Here is a 19505-nt window from a genome sequence, read left to right as displayed (position 1 = left end):
TCACGAGAGGAAATCTTCTACTTTAGGTAACTCTTTTGGTAATCCTTTTCTCTCTCTGATCTTACTTACTACATCTAACAGTATACTATCAGGTACTGGTGCCCATCTACTAAATTCAGTACCCCAGAATGCTCTCCCACCAGTTGCACCTCTTAGCTCGCTTGCCATATCGTAAGATTCTGAAACTGGAACCTCTGCGGTAATTCTCGACATATTGGACACTTGTGAAACATCGAGGATCTTCCCTCTCTTTCTAGTTATTACTGCTGTTACGTTACCTATCAGGTCAGCTGGGGCTCTTATATCAAGTTTTTGGATAGGCTCTAAGAGAGTAGGTCTTGACGTTAAGAAACCAGCAAAGATGGAATTCCTTACTGCAGGGTAAATTTGGGCTGGACCTCTGTGAGCTGGATCTTCATGTATTACAGCATCATGCATTATAACTTTTACTCCTCTAATCGGTTCATGTGCTAGTGGTCCCTCCCTCATAGCTAACCTGAAACCTTGAAGTACTGTATCAATGACTTCTCTTAAGTGTTGCACACCGCTTGTCATATCAACAAATACGTTTACGTTTTCATCTATTGCTATTATTCTCTTAGCCTCGTCATAATCCCAGTCAGCACTATCTCTTAATATTTTAGCCATTTCCTTACTATCCATATCTTCCCTTATTGTTCCATTACTAATCAGCTCAATGGTCTTATCATTTAACGGTTCAACACTCAAATAGAACTTGTTATGCTTATTTGGTGACTTCCCTTCAAATACTTGACTCTTGGCTCTTATGCTTTCTCTATATACTACTATTGGTGGTGTTGTTACTACATCAATACCATAGTTTTCTCTCAATAGTTGTAACGATACTTCTAAGTGAAGGAATCCCATGCCAGATAACAGATATTCGCCTGTTTCTTCATTTATTTTGACTACTAAGTTTGGATCTTCAATACTTAATTTCCTTAATGCATCAATCATCTTTGTTAAATCTTTTGGATTCTTAGGCTCTACTGCTATTGTTACTACTGGTTCCGAGATATAATGAAGTCTTTCAAAACTTCCTTGAACTGAATTAAAGGCTACAGATATAGCAGTCTCACCTGATCTAGCTCTATCTAAGCCTAATACTGCTGCAATATTTCCTGCTGGTATCTCTTCCGCAAGCTCTCTTGTCGGTCCCATATATAGACTTACTTGTAAAATTCTCTGCGAAGTCTTTGCGTTAACTAACCATAATTCTTCCCCAGATCTGAGAGTTCCAGAGAATACTCTACCGGTTGCTACTAAACCTGCGTGTGGATCCACTTTCATATCTGTTATCATGAAAACTACTGGTCCGTTAGGATCTGCATTTAACATTGCCTTAGCCACTTCGCTATCTAAGTCACCTTTCCAGATCTTAGGAATTCTGTACTTTTGCGCCTCTAGAGGATTAGGAACGAATTTGATTGCCGCATCAAGTAAAGCTTCGTGGATTGGAACTTGTGAGGCTAGCTCCTCAATTTTGGATTTATCAGAGGCAGTATATGCATCAATTACATGCTTCATGTTAATTCCTTTCTTCTGTGCCATAGGTAAACTAAACCCCCATTTGTCTTTGGCTGAACCGAAAACTACATTACCCGCTTGTGGATTTATCATCCATTTTTCTTTGAACTCTGGCTCTCCATACATGTCAATTAAATTGTTAAATTGCCTTATTATATCTAGTAATCTATTTAGCATTTCTTGTGGGCTTAACTTTAACTCCTTTACTAATCTATCAACCTTATTTACAAATAGTATTGGCCTAACTCTTTCTTCCAGACTCTGTCTTAGAACAGTTTCAGTTTGTGTCATTATACCCTCAACTGCATCAACAACAACTATCGAACCGTCAAGAACTCTTAAACTTCTTGTAACTCTTCCACTAAAATCAACGTGGCCTGGTGTATCGATTAAGTTAATTACATATCCTTTGCCTTCTGCTTCGTGATATAGACTTATGTTTGCAGCCTTCACTGTGATTCCTCTTTGTTGCTCTACATTCAGATAGTCTAACGCTAATGCCTCACCAGCCACTTTTGGTGAAATTATTCCAGAGGCTGCTAATAAAGTATCACTGGTAGTAGTCTTTCCATGATCGACATGGGCGATTATCCCTATATTACGTACTCTCGTTCTATCCTTCATTAAGCTGAGTACTTGCTCTACTGTCTTATACCTAGGCAACTAAAACCACCTACTTCTTGCACATAAACTTATTAAGACACATATTAAAAGGTAATGCACAAAAATCAATCTAAAAAATCTAAAGATAATCGAACAATGAAGAACCTTTCTTTTTATCTTCAGATTTATTATCTGTATTAGTTTGTGAATAATAAGTCCTTAAAATCTTATATATTTCCTCAGCTTTTTTTCTACTTCCAAGAGCTTTTTCCAGTTCAGAAATTGAAGCATTACAAATATTCTGAATAGTTCCAAATCTATTTAATAATCTTTCAGCTAGTATCGTACCCACACTAGGTAATGATTCAACAATGTATAATTGAATATCACTCACACTATTCAGCTTTGATTTGTTATGGAGATTAATCTTTCTATTATAGTTCTCCGAAGATAACTGAAATTTTTCAGCTAATTTCTTTAATATTTCTGATGTATCTCTTTTGTCTCTAGAGTAGATCACTTTTACATCATAATCTAGTGTGAGTGAAATTAACGCGTTATTTATTGCCTTCCATCTATCAGTTATTTTTCTAATTAAGTTAATATCACCCTCCAGTATCAGTATTGGGACTCTGTAGGAATCTGATAACCTAGAAATCTGATCAAAAAATCTTTTATCAAAAATAGAGTTAATTAAATCAGGCACAGATTTTCTCTCTATAGCAACACCATCTGCCACTACGTAGTCAGCAACTTCAAGTTGGCTAAATATTACTATTAAGCCTAATTCTTTAAGTAACTCTGGTATACCGCTTGCTTTCTCTCTATCATCAACATAAATTCTAATTACCATAGGTCAATATAATTAATCTTTTCCTAGGCTTTTATACCCGATTGCCCTCCTTGTGGATAATATTTAGACAACATCTCGTTGATCTTTGCTTGGAGATCCTCAAGCTGTTTCCTTAATATACTTTCTTGTTTCTGATATGTACGTGATCTTAATTCTAGTAATTCTTTTCTATCATTTAATTCCTTTTCTACGGAAGCCTTATCCGACTTAACCAATAAATTACCAACTATCTTATAAATTGTAGCCTCAGCTGTAAGATTAGCTAACTCGTCTAAGACTCTGTTAATTTCCCTTAGCTCGTTTTCTATCGTAGATTTCTCTAACAGTAATCTATCTAATTGGTTTTTCAATTGTTGAAATTTCGCTAATTGGGTTTGAACTTCTGGGGGTAATTTTTCAGCCAAACTCATTTCACCTCTTCCAATGACTTTAGAATTGTATATAACCAGAGTATATAAGAGTTCATTATAGCTCTTGTCCTTGTTAGTGTAGGCGAGTTAATTATAATTCTAAGAGGATCTCTCTCAATTTTAACATATTTCGTATCTATTTTCTCAATTATTATTGAATTATAAATAATATCTTCAATATTCTTAAATTTCTCTGCATCGTCTGCTTCATCTTTTAACTTAATCTCTACTAGTGCCATAATTCTAAAGAAATTCTTAAGAACTTATTATTATTTTTATCCATAAAAGTGACCTCACAAAGATTACTGTCAACTTGTTTAAAAAATGATAGAATTTTACAATTATTCTTAGACTCTGACAAAATCGGATATCCAAGATCTAGTATAAAATCTTTGACGAAAGCACAAGTATTGTATAAAATACATATGGAGCCTCTCTCTATCTCATTTAACGTTATACCAAAATCGGAAGGAAGAGAAATTCCTCTAATCTTAAATATATACTTGGGTGAGAGCATTACTAAATCGTAAAGTATCATCTTATATGGATTACCTTTTAGTGTACTGATTAATAGTAAATATGGGGAATGAAGGGATAATGCTAATGCAAAAATTTCCTTTAAATCCCTTCTACCTCTATTTATCTTTAGAGAATCGGGTATAACAATTTCTAACGTGTTTAAAAAGTTCCTAACTCTAATATTAGCATCCCGCGAAGATGTTATAATAACGTTAATAGGGCGTATATGCAAGCCCTGCCCACTTTGCTCCACATTTCCTACAATACCAAATGCCAGATGCCAACCTAACAACTTTTCCAGCTGTCTTACAATAAGGACATTGATGATCTTGATACCTTCTCTCCATTATTTCTTTCCATTTCTTTCTTATCGTAGATCCATATCTTGGCCCAAATCTCCCAGCTATACCAGTTACCTTACCCATACTCTTTCACCTTATCTAAATATTTAATTGCTTTTTAAGTTCTTCTATTAACTTAGCTGCTGCTACCCGTGCTATATTCTCGGCTTGATCTATATCTTGTATCAGTAAACTTCCCTTTCCAGATTTCTGTATACCCACTATTTTATAATCAGCTGTATATGAAAATGAAATCTTAGCTTCTATTATCGATTCCTCCTCTAAATCTGGATCAACCACTAAGTATTTATCTACCTTACCTAGTGATACAGAAACCACAGGGTAGTTCATGGGTAATTTTCCTATTTTTTCTGACTTATTAATAGATATTGATCCATTAGACTGCTCTACCTTATACACAGATGTATTATATAGAGCAGCAATTGATGCTAACATACACGCGTCTAATACATTACCATTATAATCTAATACGTAGACGTCTAACCAAACAGTCCATACACTTTTACCTGGCTCAATGACAAGCTTTGTTAAATCGATAGCCTTTGAATCCCTTAAACTTCTATCTATTACCCTAGCCAATTCTATCGCATTTTCATCTGGAGGACCAGGTTCAAAAGTTTCATAAGCTAGTGGTAAGAGTTCCACATTAACTATTAAATTTCCTTGATTTGGAGTATCTTCATATGGCTTACCTAGCTCTAATTTTACACCGGCTAAAACCATCGTATTTCCCAGTTTTACCAAAGCAGACCCATCGGCCTTCTTAGCGTAATCAACAGTAATAGAAATTGGCCTATACTCGTTTAATTTCCTTCCATCTTGTCTAATGCCTTTATCAAATAGGCTTATAATACTTTCTTTCTTTATAATTGGGATTACGTTTTGATTAGAAGGCGTTGCAGACATAATTATACTCCCTCCTCCTTGAATTCTATAAATCTAGATCTTAACGCCTCCTTCTCAAGGTTATATATAACGTTTATACCCTTAATAGCTAGATTCAAGGCTTGTCTAAATTCGTCTGGACTCATATTTCCATTAAGCTGAAATAAAGTAACTTGATTTAATGAAGGCATTATCGCGATAGGCATATCTGCCTCTCCCCACATATCTTCAGGCTCGTTTAAGTCTAATACTATCACTCCATCTGCTTTGCCTACTGCAACACCTGCTATTAGATCTTTCATAGGTATTCCTGCGTCAGCTAAAGCCATAGAAGCAGCCATCAATGACACTAATCTTGATCCTGCATCAGCTTGCAATACTTCTGTGAATACATCTATAACCGTTCTAGGGAATAAATCAACTAGCACAGCTGATTCAAGCGCTTCACGTATAACTTTCGATAACTCTATTTCTCTTCTACTCATCACAGGGTTTTTCCTATCATCGGTGGAAAATGGAGCCATATGATATCTGACTCTTAATACAGCCCTATCTGGTAAAGATAAGTGTCTAGGATGCATTTCTTTAGGTCCGTAGACTGCAGCTATTACTTTTGTATTACCCATCTCAAATATAGCAGAACCATCAGCATTTTTCAAAACGCCTAATTCTATTCTTATATTTCTTAATTCATCTGCCTTTCTACCATCTAGTCTTTTTCCGTCATCAAGAATTAATCGTGGTTTCTGAATTTGAAGCACCTTTTTCACCCAGTTTTTCTTGTATGAATTTCTTAATTCTATCAGTTAATCCTTTTATATGTGACTCACTTTCAATCTTTCGTATAGCCTCAATTAGAACTTTTTCAGCTAGCTGGGAAGGACAATTAGCTAAGATCCTCCCATTATTAGCTACTAACATACTACATCCACTTTCTAACGTTAATGTTTCATACATACTCCTATTTTTACCTATTACACGAGGTACTTTTACCGGCATAATATCAACTACAATTCCTGAGGTTACTCTGCCTAAATCCTTTCCCTTAACTGAAAGAACTGGATCAATAGTTCTATCGTAGTTTTCGACTTTAGCTATTACATAATCTCCAATATCTAGATATTTCCTTAAATCTTCACCCGGCGTAACAGGTCTACCCAGCAAATTAGATGCGGGCAAGTAGGCATGATATGGGGCTTTAATGTCAACGATCCATCCATATATCTCTATATCATCTATTAAACCGATTACAATATCCCCTACTTTAGGATAATAATACGACCCTTCCAAGGGTATTATTTCAAATTGCGAATCTTTAACATCAAATAATCCTACTATTGTTGAATAGTACTTATTGCCAATTTTCAAGACATATGGACTCCATGGAATCTGAAAATCTCCTTCAGCTATTAATTCGCCGGGAACTACTATTGATCGAGGTTGTAACAAAATTTTTTGTTGGCTCATCTCATCTCACTTGTATAACTTTTACTTCTACTTCACCTTTAGTTAATCCATTTAATTTATCTATAACTTCTTGCTGAGCACCAGCAGGTATTTCTAATTCGGCTATTAATGTCCCATCTTCTAACCAATTCGACTTTTTAACATCTCCTAAATTATGAAGCTGTGATTTAACTTTCGAACTATATTGAGATGGAACCTTAATACTGATTAAAGCTCTCGCAATCTTTATAGGTATTATTCTAGAAATCTCTTTCACTATCTGCATTGCTTGAGATTCAACATCTCTATTTAAGTCTATTTGAACCCTTGCTTGTTGCATTGCTATTTCTATCCTTGTTGGGGGTATAGGTAAATTAGTCTTTGGGTCAACGGCATTCCTATGAATAAAATCTATTATTTGCTTCCTTTTAGTCTCAACCATTTCCTTTCGTTGCTCGGTTGTTACTGGTAACTCGCCCTTCATTAAAATTTCCTTAACAATTGTCTCAAAATCTGTAGTGCCAAAAACTTTCTTTAGTGAAGATGGTGAGGCTTTAAGCCCCTTTTTAACATCTTTATAGATGGTATCCGAAATAACTATATCCGATAAACTAATACTCTTGCCACTTCTGAAAGCTAACGCTTCTTTTGGCTTAACTAAAATTTCAAATCTTTCACCTTGAGCTTCATACTTAACTACTACATAATCACGCTCCTTAGCCATAAAAAAACTTCACCTTTTATCTTATAATTTCTGTAAATATGTGCTTTTCTCCTCATTGGTCATCTTAAGAAATACGCCAGTCTGTGTAGACGCATATCCTATTTCAACTGTGCTAGGAGTTAATCTCTCATTAGGTTTTAAGGTAGACATCAATGCCCTTAAAGCCAAAAGTATAGTTTCATCCATACTCATATCTTCTTTGTAATTCTTTTCCAAGAACTCAGTTGCCGTATAATAACCTTGACCTATAGCAACAGCATAATATGGCATAAATTGTCCACTGGGCTCAGTCATGTAAAGTTTAGCCGTGCTCTTATCTATACCTGCTATTACTAAAGCCACACCGAAAGGTCTTACGCCACCGTGTTGAGTGTACATTTGTTTCACGTCAGCAACGGCTTTAGTTAGGTAATCTATACTTATTGGCTCATCATAAATCAATCTGTGTTGTAACGCCATATTTCTAGCATAATCGATAAGAACTCTACCATCAGACGCTAAACCGGCAAAGCTGCAGCCTACGTGATCATCTATTAAAAAGACCTTCTCTATATTGTCGACATCAAGAAGATTTTGAGCACGCCTTTTTTCACTAGCTATTACCACACCGTTCTTTGACTTTAACCCTATAGCTGTCCAACCTTTCTTAACTGCTTCAAATGCATAATCTACTTGATATAGAGATCCGTCTGGTGAAAATATAGTTATGGCTCTATCGTATCCCATTGCTGCTGGTCCAAATGCCATATATTATCCCATCAAATACTAAGTAGTCCCTAATTTTAAAAATATTGTTCAGCTCGTCGCAGAGATCATCACTTCGCAGTCTGGAGCGGCTTCATCATTTAATACCAATTATCTTTTTCGCCCTTTTTAAACTACTCGTTGTTCTTCTGGGCACCACAAGTGCCTTAGTTCCACTAACTTCCTTCACTAAAGGTATACTAGCTATTACAACCTTATACCCAGCTCTATTGGTCGATATAATGCCCTCTTGAGTGTCCTCTCTGAAGAATATCACTCTAGGATTAGCTATTTCTAACCATATGCTCCCTAATAGTTCCTTAACCGCCTTACGTATTTCTTTCTCCACGTCAATTCCTTTCACATTTTTATCTGATATAACATAAAATACAATGTATCTCTTTGACTTAGAAATTTTTTTATTTTTTACAATCTTTACATTTAATAGCTTTCTTGAAATATACAAGAATGTGAGAGTAACTAGCCAAACAATTATTATAACGTCAAGTCCTAATTGCCATATATTCATTTAACAACTTTATCGGATTTAAAAGTGCAAACTTAAAAGCTTCCTCTTCATCAGCCCCAAGAATATTTAGGTAATCTATTTTAGAAATTGGACTCCATAACTCATTATAGTCTTCGGCATAAGAGGAGAAAATTACATTCGGAATCCATTTATAGGCATACATCAGCATTCTGTAAACTACTATTCTTGAGGATTTTAGAGGAACTTCAACAAATTTATTATGAAACCTAATTAAATTTAGCATAGTTTTTTTAAGGACTTTTATATTTTCCCCATCTATAACAATTACGTTTACACGTTTATCAATAATGGAATACCTTAGAGAATCTAAAGATAGAGGTTTTATGAAAATTAACTGTTTTCTTTCCCTTTTGAGATTTGCCAGAGTTCTCCTTAGTGCATCGATACTATCAGTCCTAATGGTAATCCTCTTAATACCTACTTTGCCATCCTCAGCGAAAGTTAAGTTATATCCCAGTTTTTGAGCATAAGGGAAAACGTCAGAATTTAGTATACATGGTTCTATCACTAACAACTTTTCTAAACTCCTCCTTTATGTTTTCAAAGGAATCATTAAAAGATAATACAACTCTTATTATATCGTCCCCCTCCTTTAAAACTAGCCTATTCTCAGCTATAATCCTTTGTTTATCAAATCTCAGATATAATTTACGAGAATCCCAGTGGGATTCAAACGTAGCGAAAAGGAACATTAAATCTGTAGGTTCCATCTTACTAAGAATAGTTTTCAAAAGATCATTACTATTTTTTCTGTCAAACTTGTATTCAATAATTATTATTTTATTCTTATAATGGCCAGTAACTATTGTTTCGCTCTTTTTCGAACTTAAAATAGAAGGAGCAAAAAAATTTTCCACAGAGCTAATTATTCTGTTATAATCTTCCGTTTCATGGACAAATATTGAAACAATAGCTTGATTCACTCTCATGATTACTTTCCTGGTATCCTATCGTACTCTTGTAACCTATTATACTTGTTAGCTTCATGACGCTTCTTCTCTTCCCTTTCTTTAATTTTCTTATTCCACTTGTACCTAGTAGTTCCTTTTAGTCCTCTAGCTTTCCTTAATCCTCTAACTTTCTTACCCGCTGATGTTAAACCTCTGAAAACTCTACGCCTATTAGCGGGATCTTGAAGCCACTTTAAATTAGGATCGTTCTTTATTACTGGATGAGATGGATCAACAAGAATTACTTCGTAATATTTATACAAACCATCTTCTGCAACGTAGTAACTGCCTAAAACTTCTAAGTTAGGATATTTTCTTGCCGCTTTCTCCTCAGCTATCCATCTGTATCCCTTAGATGGAGAATAACCATAAACACCCATCCTTTTAGGTCTTCTACCTTTATTTGGTCTTATCTTATTTGAACCTCCCCTTCTAACCCTTACTCTAACTACTATGAAGCCTTGTTTGGCCTTATAGCCTAAGGCTCTGGCCCTATTTAATCTCGTAGGTTTAACAATTCTAACGATAGAGGGCTGTTTTCTCCATTCAATTAATCTCTGCCTTATCACACTTTTTTTCCACTCATCAGATTGCCACGTATTCTCTACATGGTGGTACATTGATAATGCCATCTTTTATCCAAATTATTAGCTAAACAACTAATTAATAAAAGTGTCCACTAATCAGAATCATATGATAAGCATAGGAATAGTTGGAAAAACAAACGTAGGAAAGAGTTCTTTCTTTAGTGCAGCGACTCTAAAAGATGTAGAAATAGCCGATAGACCATTCGTTACTATTAATCCTAATGAAGCAATAGGGTATGTAAAAGTTAGATGCGTGCATACCGAATTTAATGTAAAGTGTAATCCTAAAAATTCAGTTTGTATAGATAATTATAGATTTATACCAATAAAACTAGTAGATGTCGCTGGGCTTATCCCTGGGGCACATGAAGGAAGGGGCTTAGGCAATAAATTCTTAGATGACTTAAGACAAGCTGATGCCCTTATCCACGTAATTGATGCCAGTGGATCGACTAATGAAGAAGGTCTCCCAGTAGAACCGGGTTCAAGAGATCCAGAGGAAGATATAAAGTTTATTGAAAATGAACTTGATGAATGGTTCTACTCCATTATAAATAAAGATTGGGCTAAATTTGCAAGAACAACTGACTTATCGGGAAAAGATCTCGTTGAAGCTTTGCTAAGTAAGTTATCTGGAATATCGGTGAACAGATCTCACATCATTGAAGCTTTAAAACAAACAAAGCTTGAAAATTTAAAGTTGTTACAATGGACTGAAACCGATTTAAAAGATTTCGCTAGAGTCCTCAGAATCATTAGTAAGCCTATGATAATAGCAGCTAATAAGTCTGATATGCCTCAAGCTAGAAGGAATATTGAAAAACTGAGAAAGAAATATCAATGGATTATCCCTACTAGTGCTATTTCTGAGTTAGCGTTAAGAAAGGCTGCTAAGTCAGGAATTATACATTACATCCCTGGAGAAAGTGATTTTATCATATTAAAAAAGGATATAAGTGAAAAACAAAAATCTGCATTAGAGTATATAAGAAAGAATGTTTTGGAAGTTTATGGCTCTACCGGTGTTCAACAAGCCCTAAATGTTGCAGTATTTGAAGCGTTAAAGATGATAGTTGTTTATCCAGTAGAGGATGAGAAAAGGCTTAGCGACAAAAACGGCAATGTATTACCAGATGCAATTTTACTTAAAAAAGGTTCAAATCCAAGAGACTTAGCGTATTCTATTCACACAGATTTAGCTAAAGGCTTTCTGTACGCTATAGATGTAAAAAGAAAGATGAGAATTGGAGAAGAATATCAACTGCAGGATGGAGATGTAATTAAGATTGTCTCAAGCACTGCTAAACCTTTTTAAGTAATTTGGGAAGAAGAACTCTCCGCGTTGTACATCTCTATCTACTACAGCCCCTGGAAAGATCCAAGCATAGGCTCCTATTTTTACTCCAGGCAATATCGAAACATTTATTCCAGTTCTAACATGTGCTCCAACAATCGCGCCTAGCTTCTTTCTATTACTGTTAACTCTTTCATTTTTTATGGTAACCTTAACCTCCTTCTCGTCAAATCTTAGATTTGCAGTAATCGTTCCTGCTCCAAAATTAACATCTTCACATATCACACTATCCCCGACATAGCTTAAGTGAGGTATTTTTGTGTCCTCCATTATTATGCTCTCTTTTATTTCATTAAAAGCCCCAATTTTTACATTACTCCCAATAACTGTATATGGTCGTATATATGCGTTTGGACCTATGGTGGAATTCTTACCTATATATGCTGGACCTTCAATATATGTGCCGGCCTTAATCCTAGAATTCTCCTCGATAATAACAGTTCCTTTTATCTTGACGTTATCTTCAATCTCTCCTAAGATCTTACTAAATGTCTGCCTTTGTAGGAATATCTTATTTATCTCAATTATGTCCCAAGGCTTTCCTATATCCATCCATAAACCATGATATGCTACTACTTTTACGTTCTCAGATATCTGATTTATTGCGTCCGTAAGTTCATACTCGCCCCTTACCGATGGTTTCAATTTATCTATAAATGAAAAAATATTCTGATCTAATTTATATATGCCTGCGTTTATTAGATTAGACTGAGGATTTTCTGGCTTTTCAACAATTCTAATTAGCTTCATATCAGCGTTATGAATAATAACTCCATAATTCCTTGGATCTTTCACTTGTGTAGCTAATATGGAATTTCCGTTCGATTCCAAAATCTGCTTAATCGCGTCCTCTTCAAATACAATGTCCCCATAAAGTACTAAGAACTCATCCTTGATGATTCCTTCTACTGCTCTAAGTGCCGAAGCAGTACCCTTACCTTCGCTTTGTTCAATAATTTTTATATTTTTAATTGTTTTAAAATAATCTTTGTGCTCAGGACTAATAACGACTATAATATCGTCGACATATCTTCTCAAAATTTCAATGTTTCTTAAAATAAGAGGATAATCAAGAATAGGTACAAAAGGTTTAGGTCTAGTATGAGTTATCGGTTCTAATCTTTCACCTTTACCCGCTGCTAATATTACTGCTTTCAACTTGCTTACCTAAATTTTCTGGAGTTTTCAAAACTTTAGTTTTTTCCACTTCAGCCTTTCTCAGAGGATATATCTTCTTAGCAGAATTAAATATCTCATTTGCAACCTTCCCAAATACTACTTCTTGGACAAAATCATCGAAGGTTAGCTCGCTAGCCTTCTTTAAAAATATTTCACTCATTATTTTTCTAATAGCCGTCTTCTGTGCCTGCTGGCATTTATACGTGGTTAGTACTAATCCTTTTACTCTCACAGTGTAGCCGTCCTTAGTAGTAACATCAACTATAGTATTTATTTTAGAGCTCTTCCTTCTAATTAGTGACCTTAAATAATCTCTTGATAGTTCATGACCATAAAACATCGTTAACAACCTATCTCCACTATAACTTGTGATTTTGAAGTATAAGTGAACGTAAACTTGACTAAAGTCTCCAGTTAAGTCATAAAGTGTTGTTTCCACTTTTCTACCTATTGTATAGTTTGCATCATAAGCGGGAGTAGAACCTAACGGTACTTCACCGAAAATTTTAGGTGCTATTATAGTATACCACTTCTTCATCTTCCATTTATCTTTTATCGCTCCGCTTTTAGCTGACATTACCCATCTCCTTATCATTGTGGATTATTCTGGTATAAAGTTTTCTCAGAAAATGAATTATGACTCTAGCCTCCTCTTCATCCTTTATACCTCTTACTAAAGACCTCTTCAATGCGATGTACATTTTATAATCATCATCAGTTCTCTTCAGTAACTCATAGAGATCTTTAGAATATTTATCTATTAATTTTATAGATTTTTCTGAAATAGTTTGATTACCAATATTATTAGTATTAAGAGACTTAAATTTCCAAATTTCGTATAAGATAATACCTACAGCATGAGACAAATTAAGAACAGGATAGCTAGGATTAGCCGGAATATACATGAGAAAATCAGCCTTAAATATTTCTTCTCTAGTCAACCCTACGCTCTCCCTCCCAAAGATTATTGCGACTTTCTTATCCTGAATTAAAGGCAAAATCTCCCATGGTCTAACCGATTTCCTTAAGATATCTCCCTTATTATCAGCAATACTTGAGGTGGCTATCTTAATATCTACGTCACTAATAGCCTCATCATAACTTTTAATAATTTTAGCTCTTTCTAAAAAATCAGCACCTCCTGCGGAGAACCTAAAGGCTTCTTGAACACTAACCCTAGGATTAACGATATAAAGCTCATCAACTGCAAAGTTCTTACATAGTCTAGCCACAAAACCAATATTATATTCACCTTCCGGCTCTACTAGAACTACCCTAATCCACATACTTTATCAACTCTAAAGTTACTATTCTTTCATATCCAAATACTTTCTCACGCTTCTGCAAGACTGAGTATCCTTTATTTTCAATAGTGCTTAATATTAAATCTTCGTTACTTAGCGAGGAAAAAACCAAATATATTCTTCTCGCTGTAGCAATTTTTAGAAACCTTAAAATAACTTCGCTGCCGTCTTTACCCCCGGACCAACTATAGCCTATCCATTTATCATACTCCTCAAATGGAAGATACGGAGGATTAAACACTATCGTATCAAATTTAAAGCTTCTTAAACACGTAAGTAAATCACAATTTACAATATCATACTTAATTGAATCTATACCATTTATCCGCAAAGAGCATAAAGTAGCTTCTACAGCATAAGGATTAATATCTATAAAAACCACCTTGGCTCCTCTCTTAATTGTATAAATGCCTAAAATTCCGGTACCAGAACCAACGTCAATGACTTTCTCACCTGTACTAACATTAATCATGTCAAGAATTAATTCCGTATCATCCGCTGGCTCATATACTTGCTCATTTACGCATAGTTTAATCCCATGGAATTCAATAATTCTATGACTTGACAAGGTTTGAAATCCCTCACTCTTAACTCACTTTCTGAATCAAACCCGCACAACTTAGAAACTTTGCGTATGCTTTTATTTCTATACTTGCTTACACACTCAATAATTTTGATGATATTATCATTATAGTCCCTAATTCGATCAAATATAGTTATTATTGAATAAACTTTAGGCATAGGAACAAATGATTGAGGGGGAATAACATCCCTAACGTTTATATTGTAAAAGAAATTAACTAAAAAGGAAATGTAAGTTGGATCATTTACTAACTTATCAACGAAATCTTTCTGAAGTATTAAAACTAATCTTCTTACTTGATCTAATTTAGCTACTTCCTTAAAGAAATCAGAAGTTATGTCATAAGGTAATGAGGAGACGATTTGCCCCCTAATTATAGGAAGATTTCTTCCATCTCCTATTATCAAGTTATAATCCCTTAAGTATTTGATTAACCTGCCATCTATCTCTATGCATAAATCAGGTTTTAAAAACTTAGTAATATTCCCCTTTCCGCACCCTATCTCAACTATAGGCCTTTTACTATAATCTACATAAGTAAGGAACTTATTAATGACACTTCTATCCTTAAGAAATACTTGTGAAAGTCTCACCTTAACTTTTCAAGATAACCCACGTAGATAAGTTGTTGTTCAGTTTTTTTATTTTCATCCACTATTGGATACGCAAATAAGTAATATTTCTCTTCACCTTTAACCTCATTTATAATCCTTTCTACTATTATTGATACTATATCTTTAACCCCTACTCTATCCTCGATATCCTTAAAACTCTCAAAGGGTTTCTTTTTCCTTTCCTCTAAGATTACTCTTAATGTTTTTTTACCTATATTCGGTAAAAGTTCCAATGCGTGCAACTTTAATGTAAGCGGTTCAGCTTTATTAAAAAATTCTACGAATGCCCTCTCTTTCTCTCTTACTATTTTTTGTACTACTCTAGGTAAGTTCTCTTTAGATAGGGAGGTAAGATCGTCATAAACTATATGCCCATCCACTTTTACTTCTTGTTCAGATTCTAAATCTATCCTCTGCTCTGGTGAAAAGTTTAAATTGAATGAACGCAAAGTAAGCTCTAATAACAAGAAGTAATCCTCACCAATAGCTTGAATTAACGGTTTGTCCCTATGAAACTTATGTTTATCCAGAGGATTACCTTCTCTCATATAGTCCAAAACATATACTATACGTTCTCTTACCATCCTCTTTCTTTGCAATTTGTGTCCCGAATAAATAATGTATATTTTAAAAGTAAAAACTCAACTCTTCACGTATTTCCTTATTAAATCAACTATCTTCTGTATATCTTCTGAAGTATACGTCTTACCAGCATCCATTATAAGAATACTTCTAACCTCATCAGCAGTTGTAGGACAAATGCTAGCTATAACAGCTCTGATATCCTCCCTACTGACAATACTTTTAAGCTCTTCCATCAACTTCTCAGCATCTTCTGCACTACATTTTTCCACATCATTTAAATAATCAAAAGTCTTTTGCAACAAATTAGAAGAAACACCTGACTTTATAACGTCTGATAATAATTTTTTAGCTACAGAATAGGGAATGTAATGCTCTTCAACAACGTAAATAGATGACAATTTTCAGCTCACCTTATAAGGAACTAGGTGTTCTGGCCTAATGATTAAAACCTTTTCCTTTTCACCTAAAGTAACAGAAACCTCATATGCCCTTCCTCTTCTCCCAACTATTTTTCCTACTTTACCTTGATATCTTCTATGTGGCATACCCGCATGTACCGAAGAGTTTATCTTTATAACCACTTGGTCACCCAGATTATAAGTGTACATTAGCCTACTCAAAGGAGGAACTGCTCCTCTTTCCCTAGGATTCTTTCTTAATAAATTTCTTGATCTCGTTCTATATCCTTTGGAATGCTTAACCATACTAATCCCTTCATAACCATTATATAACACATAATTAAGATTTTTGTTGGAAAAACATTTAAGGTATAACTAAGGTATACTATATGCAAATATTGCGGGGGTGCCCGAGCCTGGTCAAAGGGGGCGGACTTAAGATCTAGGCCCCATAAAAATAAGAGATCCGCTGGCGAAGGCCTGCACGGGTTCAAATCCCGTCCCCCGCACTTAATTATAGACTGATCAAAAAGTTATTAATTCAAACTTATTGAGGAAAATCGTAAGATTATTGCAAGATACTAAAAAATCATCTAAAATGTAAGCCTCGAAAACTAGAAGAAATATCATTGCAACGTACATTAACGTGTGTGGACAACAATTTGGTTGATATAAATTGAATTTTCTTTATTGTGGAAAAGTATTTTTAGAGTTATTTATTAGGGCGAGAACGGGTTTGATTTCCTAGCACTTAAATCAACGAGAAACACAATAGCAAGATGGCTGAAAATATTCTTCCACAATATACTCTAAATCCATCGCTTAAGTAAAAAATTTACAGTTGGACGAAATTGTTGTCCACACACGGAAGAGGATTGCTGGACTAGATAGGCCGAAGTCGTTAACGGAAAGGGTTCAAGAGTTTGACGCTAAGGAAGAGGTGTTAAGGGAAATGGTCTTCGTAAAGCTTTGCCGTAGGCTAATGCACTATTATAGGACTCTAGCTTCCCACTTAGCCAGAACGTTATGGCAACTAGGCGTTTTAACGGTCTTTGTTGGTTATCCTTACTTCATTTCTCAAGATAAGGGTAATAAGTTTACTTCAAAATATTTGGTCTTATCGTAAATTAATATGAGTTATAGTGAATAAGCTTTATGAGTATAAAGGTGTTTCTCGTCGTTGAATATAATACTTCTAGGCTCTGTACTTATCATGAAGTAGAGGTGGCTAGGAGACCTAGGAGAGTTATTAATTGTCCTTTATCCCACAAGTTGCATAGTGATGTTAATGGTGATTTGAATATTATGAAAATGGGAGTAAAGAAAGTAGTAGTAACGTTGAAAAAGCCATTGTCTTTCTTAGTAACATCTAACGGAATAACTCCCGTAAAGGGGAGTAATGCTTTGGACCTAAGTAGAACCCTCGCCCTTTAGGACGGGGAGGAGGTCAGAAGGATACGCGCGCCAGTCTTTTTAGTTTAGTGATACAGATAGAGGCTAAAATTCATTGCCTAGAGGGAAGGAGATTAATAAGTGACTACTATAACTTATATTTTAACTCGAGAAATCAAAAACATCCGGTAATAATAATCTAAGTATCAAATCCTCAATGAGAATTATCGTACTAAAGAAAGTGACAAATGCCGTAAATAGAAGTCTAGAAGCTCTCAAGTGTATACTAGCACTCTAAAAATGGAATTACTGTCAGAATTTTTTGTAACTTTATGATTTCATTATAATAAATTTGGGAAAAGCATGCGGGGGACGGGATTTGAACCCGTGCAGGCCTTCGCCAGTAGGGCCTGAGCCTACCCCCTTTGACCTAGCTCGGGCACCCCCGCAAATACAATTCTGAAGCAGAAGCTTAAAAAGTATAATCTGCGGCATCAAGGTGGGCCCGCGGGGACTTGAACCCCGGACCACTCGGTTTCTCAGCGCTCTTATGAGCCGAGCGCTCTACCTAGCTGAGCTACGGGCCCACAAATATATCAACAAAAATCTTGTTTTTAAGACTTACGCTTACATTTTTACGTACCATATTTCCATTGTTTCATATACTCCTTTTGCTCCTCAGTGAGCTCATCTATCTGTATGCCCATAGTCTTTAATTTTATCTTAGCTACTTGGTAGTCTAATTCCTCTGGTACATTATATACTTTATTTGATAGTTTACCCCTATTCTTTACAAGATACTCTACCGCTAACGCTTGGTTAGAGAAACTCATGTCCATAACCTCGCTAGGGTGTCCCTCTGCTGCAGCTAAATTAACTAATCTGCCTTCAGCTAATAAATACACTTTCTTGTTATTAGGGAGTTCATATTCATCAACATAAGGCCTTATATTCTTTACACTCTTTGCTACTTCTTTCAGCCCCTTGACATCTATTTCCACGTTGAAATGTCCTGCATTAGCAAGAATTGCACCGTTCTTCATCTCTAGAATATGCTGTATACCAATTACGTTAAGACCACCAGTGGCAGTTACAAACATTTCTCCTACTTTAGCAGCGCTTGACATAGGCATAACCTCAAACCCGTCCATTACTGCCTCTAAAGCCCTGATCGGATTCACTTCTGTAACTATTACTCTAGCACCTAAACCCCTTAGTCTGTTTGCTATACCTCTTCCTACCCAGCCATAACCTGCTACTACAGCAACCTTTCCAGCTATTAAAATATTGGTAGCTCTTAGTATGCCATCAATAGCGCTCTGACCCGTACCATATCTGTTATCAAATAGATATTTAGTGTAGGCATTGTTTACTGCTACGACAGGATATTTCAGAACACCTTGCTCTTCCATTGCCTTTAACCTAACTACGCCAGTAGTGGTTTCCTCAGTACCTCCAATTACTTTTATGTCAGTTAATTTTTCATGAAGATATGCATGCAAGTCTCCGCCATCATCCATAACTATATCAGGTTGATGTATTTTTGTTATATTTTCTATATTCTCGTAATATTCGTTTTCATTTTCACCCTTCCATGCAAACACATAAATATCATCATTGGCTAATGCTGCTGCTACTTCATCTTGAGTGGACAGTGGATTACTAGCTGCCAATGCAACCTCGGCTCCTCCTATTTTTAATGTTCTAACTAAAGCTGCCGTTTCCTTTGTAACGTGCAGAACTGCGCTCACACGAATACCAGTGAGTGGCTTCTCAACGGCAAATCTTTTTCTTATCTCTAATAAGGCTGGCATATGAATCTCAGCCCACTCGATTTGCCTTTTACCCATGTCTGCTAACGAGATATCTTTTACCTTATATTTCATTTCAGAACCACCTAAGTTATTTAATAGTT

At 35.3% G+C, this 19505-nt stretch carries 27 protein-coding genes and 3 tRNA genes; 4 read left to right on the top strand and 26 right to left on the bottom strand.

All coding sequences use genetic code 11. The features are described 5' to 3' along the window. From BFU36_RS02430 to BFU36_RS02360, 15 genes are all read right to left on the bottom strand, one after another. Positions 1–2211, bottom strand: coding sequence for an elongation factor EF-2 (locus BFU36_RS02430; protein WP_069281980.1), 2211 nt, complete (start codon positions 2209–2211; stop codon positions 1–3). Positions 2212–2290: 79 nt separating this feature from the next. Then, positions 2291–3004, bottom strand: a complete 714-nt coding sequence (xpf, locus tag BFU36_RS02425) for a 3'-flap repair endonuclease Xpf (RefSeq protein ID WP_069281978.1) — start codon at positions 3002–3004, stop codon at positions 2291–2293. A gap of 23 nt (positions 3005–3027) precedes the next feature. After that, positions 3028–3408, bottom strand: a complete 381-nt coding sequence (locus BFU36_RS02420; RefSeq protein ID WP_069284551.1) for a prefoldin subunit beta — start codon at positions 3406–3408, stop codon at positions 3028–3030. Between the two features lie 2 nt (positions 3409–3410). Beyond that, positions 3411–3653, bottom strand: a complete 243-nt coding sequence (locus tag BFU36_RS02415) for a KEOPS complex Pcc1 subunit (protein ID WP_069281976.1) — start codon at positions 3651–3653, stop codon at positions 3411–3413. Beyond that, on the bottom strand, positions 3644–4165 hold the full coding sequence (locus BFU36_RS02410; RefSeq protein WP_069281973.1) for a hypothetical protein: 522 nt from the start codon (positions 4163–4165) through the stop codon (positions 3644–3646). Before BFU36_RS02410 ends, BFU36_RS02415 begins: the two co-directional genes overlap by 10 nt. Beyond that, positions 4146–4358 (bottom strand): 50S ribosomal protein L37ae, encoded by a 213-nt coding sequence (locus tag BFU36_RS02405; protein WP_069281972.1) that lies wholly within the window; start codon positions 4356–4358, stop codon positions 4146–4148. The genes BFU36_RS02410 and BFU36_RS02405 overlap by 20 nt, the downstream gene beginning before the upstream one ends. Before the next feature lie 15 nt (positions 4359–4373). Then, complete coding sequence (gene rrp42 / locus BFU36_RS02400) at positions 4374–5201, bottom strand: exosome complex protein Rrp42 (RefSeq protein ID WP_069281971.1); 828 nt, start codon at positions 5199–5201, stop codon at positions 4374–4376. A 2-nt stretch (positions 5202–5203) separates the two neighbouring features. After that, positions 5204–5941, bottom strand: coding sequence for an exosome complex exonuclease Rrp41 (rrp41, locus tag BFU36_RS02395; protein ID WP_069284550.1), 738 nt, complete (start codon positions 5939–5941; stop codon positions 5204–5206). After that, the gene (gene rrp4, locus BFU36_RS02390; protein ID WP_069281969.1) at positions 5907–6647 is read right to left on the bottom strand and encodes an exosome complex RNA-binding protein Rrp4; all 741 of its coding nucleotides are present in this window, start codon (positions 6645–6647) and stop codon (positions 5907–5909) included. The genes rrp41 and rrp4 overlap by 35 nt, the downstream gene beginning before the upstream one ends. Position 6648: 1 nt before the next feature. Continuing rightward, positions 6649–7350 carry a ribosome assembly factor SBDS gene (locus tag BFU36_RS02385; protein ID WP_069281967.1) on the bottom strand — a complete coding sequence of 234 codons (702 nt, stop codon included), beginning with the start codon at positions 7348–7350 and terminating at the stop codon, positions 6649–6651. 21 nt (positions 7351–7371) lie between these two features. Next, on the bottom strand, positions 7372–8097 hold the full coding sequence (gene psmA / locus BFU36_RS02380) for an archaeal proteasome endopeptidase complex subunit alpha (RefSeq protein ID WP_069281965.1): 726 nt from the start codon (positions 8095–8097) through the stop codon (positions 7372–7374). A gap of 94 nt (positions 8098–8191) precedes the next feature. Further along, positions 8192–8623: an Rpp14/Pop5 family protein gene (locus BFU36_RS02375; protein WP_069281960.1), complete on the bottom strand. Its 432-nt coding sequence runs from the start codon at positions 8621–8623 to the stop codon at positions 8192–8194. Further along, positions 8598–9152: an RNase P subunit p30 gene (locus tag BFU36_RS02370; RefSeq protein ID WP_231961220.1), complete on the bottom strand. Its 555-nt coding sequence runs from the start codon at positions 9150–9152 to the stop codon at positions 8598–8600. Before BFU36_RS02370 ends, BFU36_RS02375 begins: the two co-directional genes overlap by 26 nt. Next, positions 9124–9573, bottom strand: a complete 450-nt coding sequence (locus BFU36_RS02365) for an RNA-binding domain-containing protein (RefSeq protein WP_069281956.1) — start codon at positions 9571–9573, stop codon at positions 9124–9126. Before BFU36_RS02365 ends, BFU36_RS02370 begins: the two co-directional genes overlap by 29 nt. A gap of 2 nt (positions 9574–9575) precedes the next feature. Then, positions 9576–10226 carry a 50S ribosomal protein L15e gene (locus tag BFU36_RS02360; RefSeq protein ID WP_069281954.1) on the bottom strand — a complete coding sequence of 217 codons (651 nt, stop codon included), beginning with the start codon at positions 10224–10226 and terminating at the stop codon, positions 9576–9578. Between the two features lie 61 nt (positions 10227–10287). On the opposite strand from BFU36_RS02360, the gene BFU36_RS02355 reads away from it, so the two are divergent. After that, positions 10288–11496, top strand: a complete 1209-nt coding sequence (locus BFU36_RS02355) for a redox-regulated ATPase YchF (protein ID WP_069281953.1) — start codon at positions 10288–10290, stop codon at positions 11494–11496. On the opposite strand, the gene spn is transcribed toward BFU36_RS02355, so the two are convergent. From spn to BFU36_RS02315, 8 genes are read right to left on the bottom strand one after another with little or no spacing between them, the layout of a single operon-like run. Further along, complete coding sequence (gene spn / locus BFU36_RS02350; RefSeq protein ID WP_069281951.1) at positions 11473–12693, bottom strand: bifunctional sugar-1-phosphate nucleotidylyltransferase/acetyltransferase; 1221 nt, start codon at positions 12691–12693, stop codon at positions 11473–11475. The two genes, BFU36_RS02355 and spn, sit on opposite strands and share 24 nt — an antisense overlap. Then, entirely contained in the window at positions 12665–13291 is a 627-nt protein-coding gene (locus BFU36_RS02345) for a 30S ribosomal protein S3ae (protein WP_069284548.1), read from the bottom strand. Before BFU36_RS02345 ends, spn begins: the two co-directional genes overlap by 29 nt. After that, positions 13281–14000 carry a tRNA (cytidine-2'-O-)-methyltransferase TrmJ gene (gene trmJ / locus BFU36_RS02340; RefSeq protein ID WP_069281950.1) on the bottom strand — a complete coding sequence of 240 codons (720 nt, stop codon included), beginning with the start codon at positions 13998–14000 and terminating at the stop codon, positions 13281–13283. Before trmJ ends, BFU36_RS02345 begins: the two co-directional genes overlap by 11 nt. Continuing rightward, positions 13990–14586, bottom strand: coding sequence for a HemK2/MTQ2 family protein methyltransferase (locus tag BFU36_RS02335; protein WP_069281946.1), 597 nt, complete (start codon positions 14584–14586; stop codon positions 13990–13992). The genes trmJ and BFU36_RS02335 overlap by 11 nt, the downstream gene beginning before the upstream one ends. Then, the gene (locus BFU36_RS02330) at positions 14538–15194 is read right to left on the bottom strand and encodes a 16S ribosomal RNA methyltransferase A (RefSeq protein ID WP_083216341.1); all 657 of its coding nucleotides are present in this window, start codon (positions 15192–15194) and stop codon (positions 14538–14540) included. Before BFU36_RS02330 ends, BFU36_RS02335 begins: the two co-directional genes overlap by 49 nt. Beyond that, positions 15191–15814: a DUF655 domain-containing protein gene (locus tag BFU36_RS02325; protein ID WP_069281944.1), complete on the bottom strand. Its 624-nt coding sequence runs from the start codon at positions 15812–15814 to the stop codon at positions 15191–15193. The genes BFU36_RS02330 and BFU36_RS02325 overlap by 4 nt, the downstream gene beginning before the upstream one ends. 42 nt (positions 15815–15856) lie before the next feature. Then, positions 15857–16198: a DNA-directed RNA polymerase subunit F gene (locus tag BFU36_RS02320; RefSeq protein WP_069281939.1), complete on the bottom strand. Its 342-nt coding sequence runs from the start codon at positions 16196–16198 to the stop codon at positions 15857–15859. A 3-nt stretch (positions 16199–16201) separates the two neighbouring features. Continuing rightward, positions 16202–16504, bottom strand: coding sequence for a 50S ribosomal protein L21e (locus tag BFU36_RS02315; RefSeq protein WP_069284547.1), 303 nt, complete (start codon positions 16502–16504; stop codon positions 16202–16204). A gap of 94 nt (positions 16505–16598) precedes the next feature. Here BFU36_RS02315 and BFU36_RS02310 point away from each other — a divergent pair. The 3 genes from BFU36_RS02310 (at position 16599) to BFU36_RS02300 (ending at position 17632) form a co-directional block, all read left to right on the top strand. Then, positions 16599–16707 (top strand) — tRNA-Leu (locus BFU36_RS02310). A gap of 332 nt (positions 16708–17039) precedes the next feature. Then, positions 17040–17324, top strand: a complete 285-nt coding sequence (locus BFU36_RS02305) for a transposase (RefSeq protein WP_069281937.1) — start codon at positions 17040–17042, stop codon at positions 17322–17324. Positions 17325–17353: 29 nt separating this feature from the next. After that, entirely contained in the window at positions 17354–17632 is a 279-nt protein-coding gene (locus BFU36_RS02300) for a zinc ribbon domain-containing protein (RefSeq protein WP_069281935.1), read from the top strand. Positions 17633–17954: 322 nt separating this feature from the next. On the opposite strand, the gene BFU36_RS02295 is transcribed toward BFU36_RS02300, so the two are convergent. From BFU36_RS02295 to ahcY, 3 genes are all read right to left on the bottom strand, one after another. Further along, a tRNA-Leu gene (locus BFU36_RS02295) sits at positions 17955–18039 on the bottom strand. A 51-nt stretch (positions 18040–18090) separates the two neighbouring features. Further along, positions 18091–18177: transfer RNA gene (locus tag BFU36_RS02290), tRNA-Ile, on the bottom strand. Positions 18178–18225: 48 nt separating this feature from the next. Continuing rightward, a complete protein-coding gene (ahcY, locus tag BFU36_RS02285) occupies positions 18226–19476 on the bottom strand; it encodes an adenosylhomocysteinase (RefSeq protein WP_069281930.1) in 1251 nt (416 codons plus the stop codon). Positions 19477–19505 lie beyond the last annotated feature (29 nt).

The sequence above is a fragment of the Sulfolobus sp. A20 genome (assembly GCF_001719125.1).
Classification (GTDB): Archaea; Thermoproteota; Thermoprotei_A; order Sulfolobales; family Sulfolobaceae; genus Saccharolobus.
This window is presented reverse-complemented; position numbering and strand designations above follow the sequence as displayed.

Excerpts from the sequence above, each read along its gene's own strand:
- rrp4 (WP_069281969.1), bottom strand. The coding sequence starts at position 6,647 with ATGAGCCAACAAAAAATTTTGTTACAACCTCGATCAATAGTAGTTCCC.
- BFU36_RS02355 (WP_069281953.1), top strand. The coding sequence starts at position 10,288 with ATGATAAGCATAGGAATAGTTGGAAAAACAAACGTAGGAAAGAGTTCT.
- BFU36_RS02315 (WP_069284547.1), bottom strand. The coding sequence starts at position 16,504 with ATGGTTAAGCATTCCAAAGGATATAGAACGAGATCAAGAAATTTATTA.
- BFU36_RS02405 (WP_069281972.1), bottom strand. The coding sequence starts at position 4,358 with ATGGGTAAGGTAACTGGTATAGCTGGGAGATTTGGGCCAAGATATGGA.
- BFU36_RS02385 (WP_069281967.1), bottom strand. The coding sequence starts at position 7,350 with ATGGCTAAGGAGCGTGATTATGTAGTAGTTAAGTATGAAGCTCAAGGT.
- trmJ (WP_069281950.1), bottom strand. The coding sequence starts at position 14,000 with ATGTGGATTAGGGTAGTTCTAGTAGAGCCGGAAGGTGAATATAATATT.
- ahcY (WP_069281930.1), bottom strand. The coding sequence starts at position 19,476 with ATGAAATATAAGGTAAAAGATATCTCGTTAGCAGACATGGGTAAAAGG.
- BFU36_RS02360 (WP_069281954.1), bottom strand. The coding sequence starts at position 10,226 with ATGGCATTATCAATGTACCACCATGTAGAGAATACGTGGCAATCTGAT.
- BFU36_RS02300 (WP_069281935.1), top strand. The coding sequence starts at position 17,354 with ATGAGTATAAAGGTGTTTCTCGTCGTTGAATATAATACTTCTAGGCTC.
- xpf (WP_069281978.1), bottom strand. The coding sequence starts at position 3,004 with ATGGTAATTAGAATTTATGTTGATGATAGAGAGAAAGCAAGCGGTATA.
- BFU36_RS02345 (WP_069284548.1), bottom strand. The coding sequence starts at position 13,291 with ATGTCAGCTAAAAGCGGAGCGATAAAAGATAAATGGAAGATGAAGAAG.
- BFU36_RS02415 (WP_069281976.1), bottom strand. The coding sequence starts at position 3,653 with ATGGCACTAGTAGAGATTAAGTTAAAAGATGAAGCAGACGATGCAGAG.
- rrp42 (WP_069281971.1), bottom strand. The coding sequence starts at position 5,201 with ATGTCTGCAACGCCTTCTAATCAAAACGTAATCCCAATTATAAAGAAA.
- BFU36_RS02365 (WP_069281956.1), bottom strand. The coding sequence starts at position 9,573 with ATGAGAGTGAATCAAGCTATTGTTTCAATATTTGTCCATGAAACGGAA.
- psmA (WP_069281965.1), bottom strand. The coding sequence starts at position 8,097 with ATGGCATTTGGACCAGCAGCAATGGGATACGATAGAGCCATAACTATA.
- BFU36_RS02375 (WP_069281960.1), bottom strand. The coding sequence starts at position 8,623 with ATGAATATATGGCAATTAGGACTTGACGTTATAATAATTGTTTGGCTA.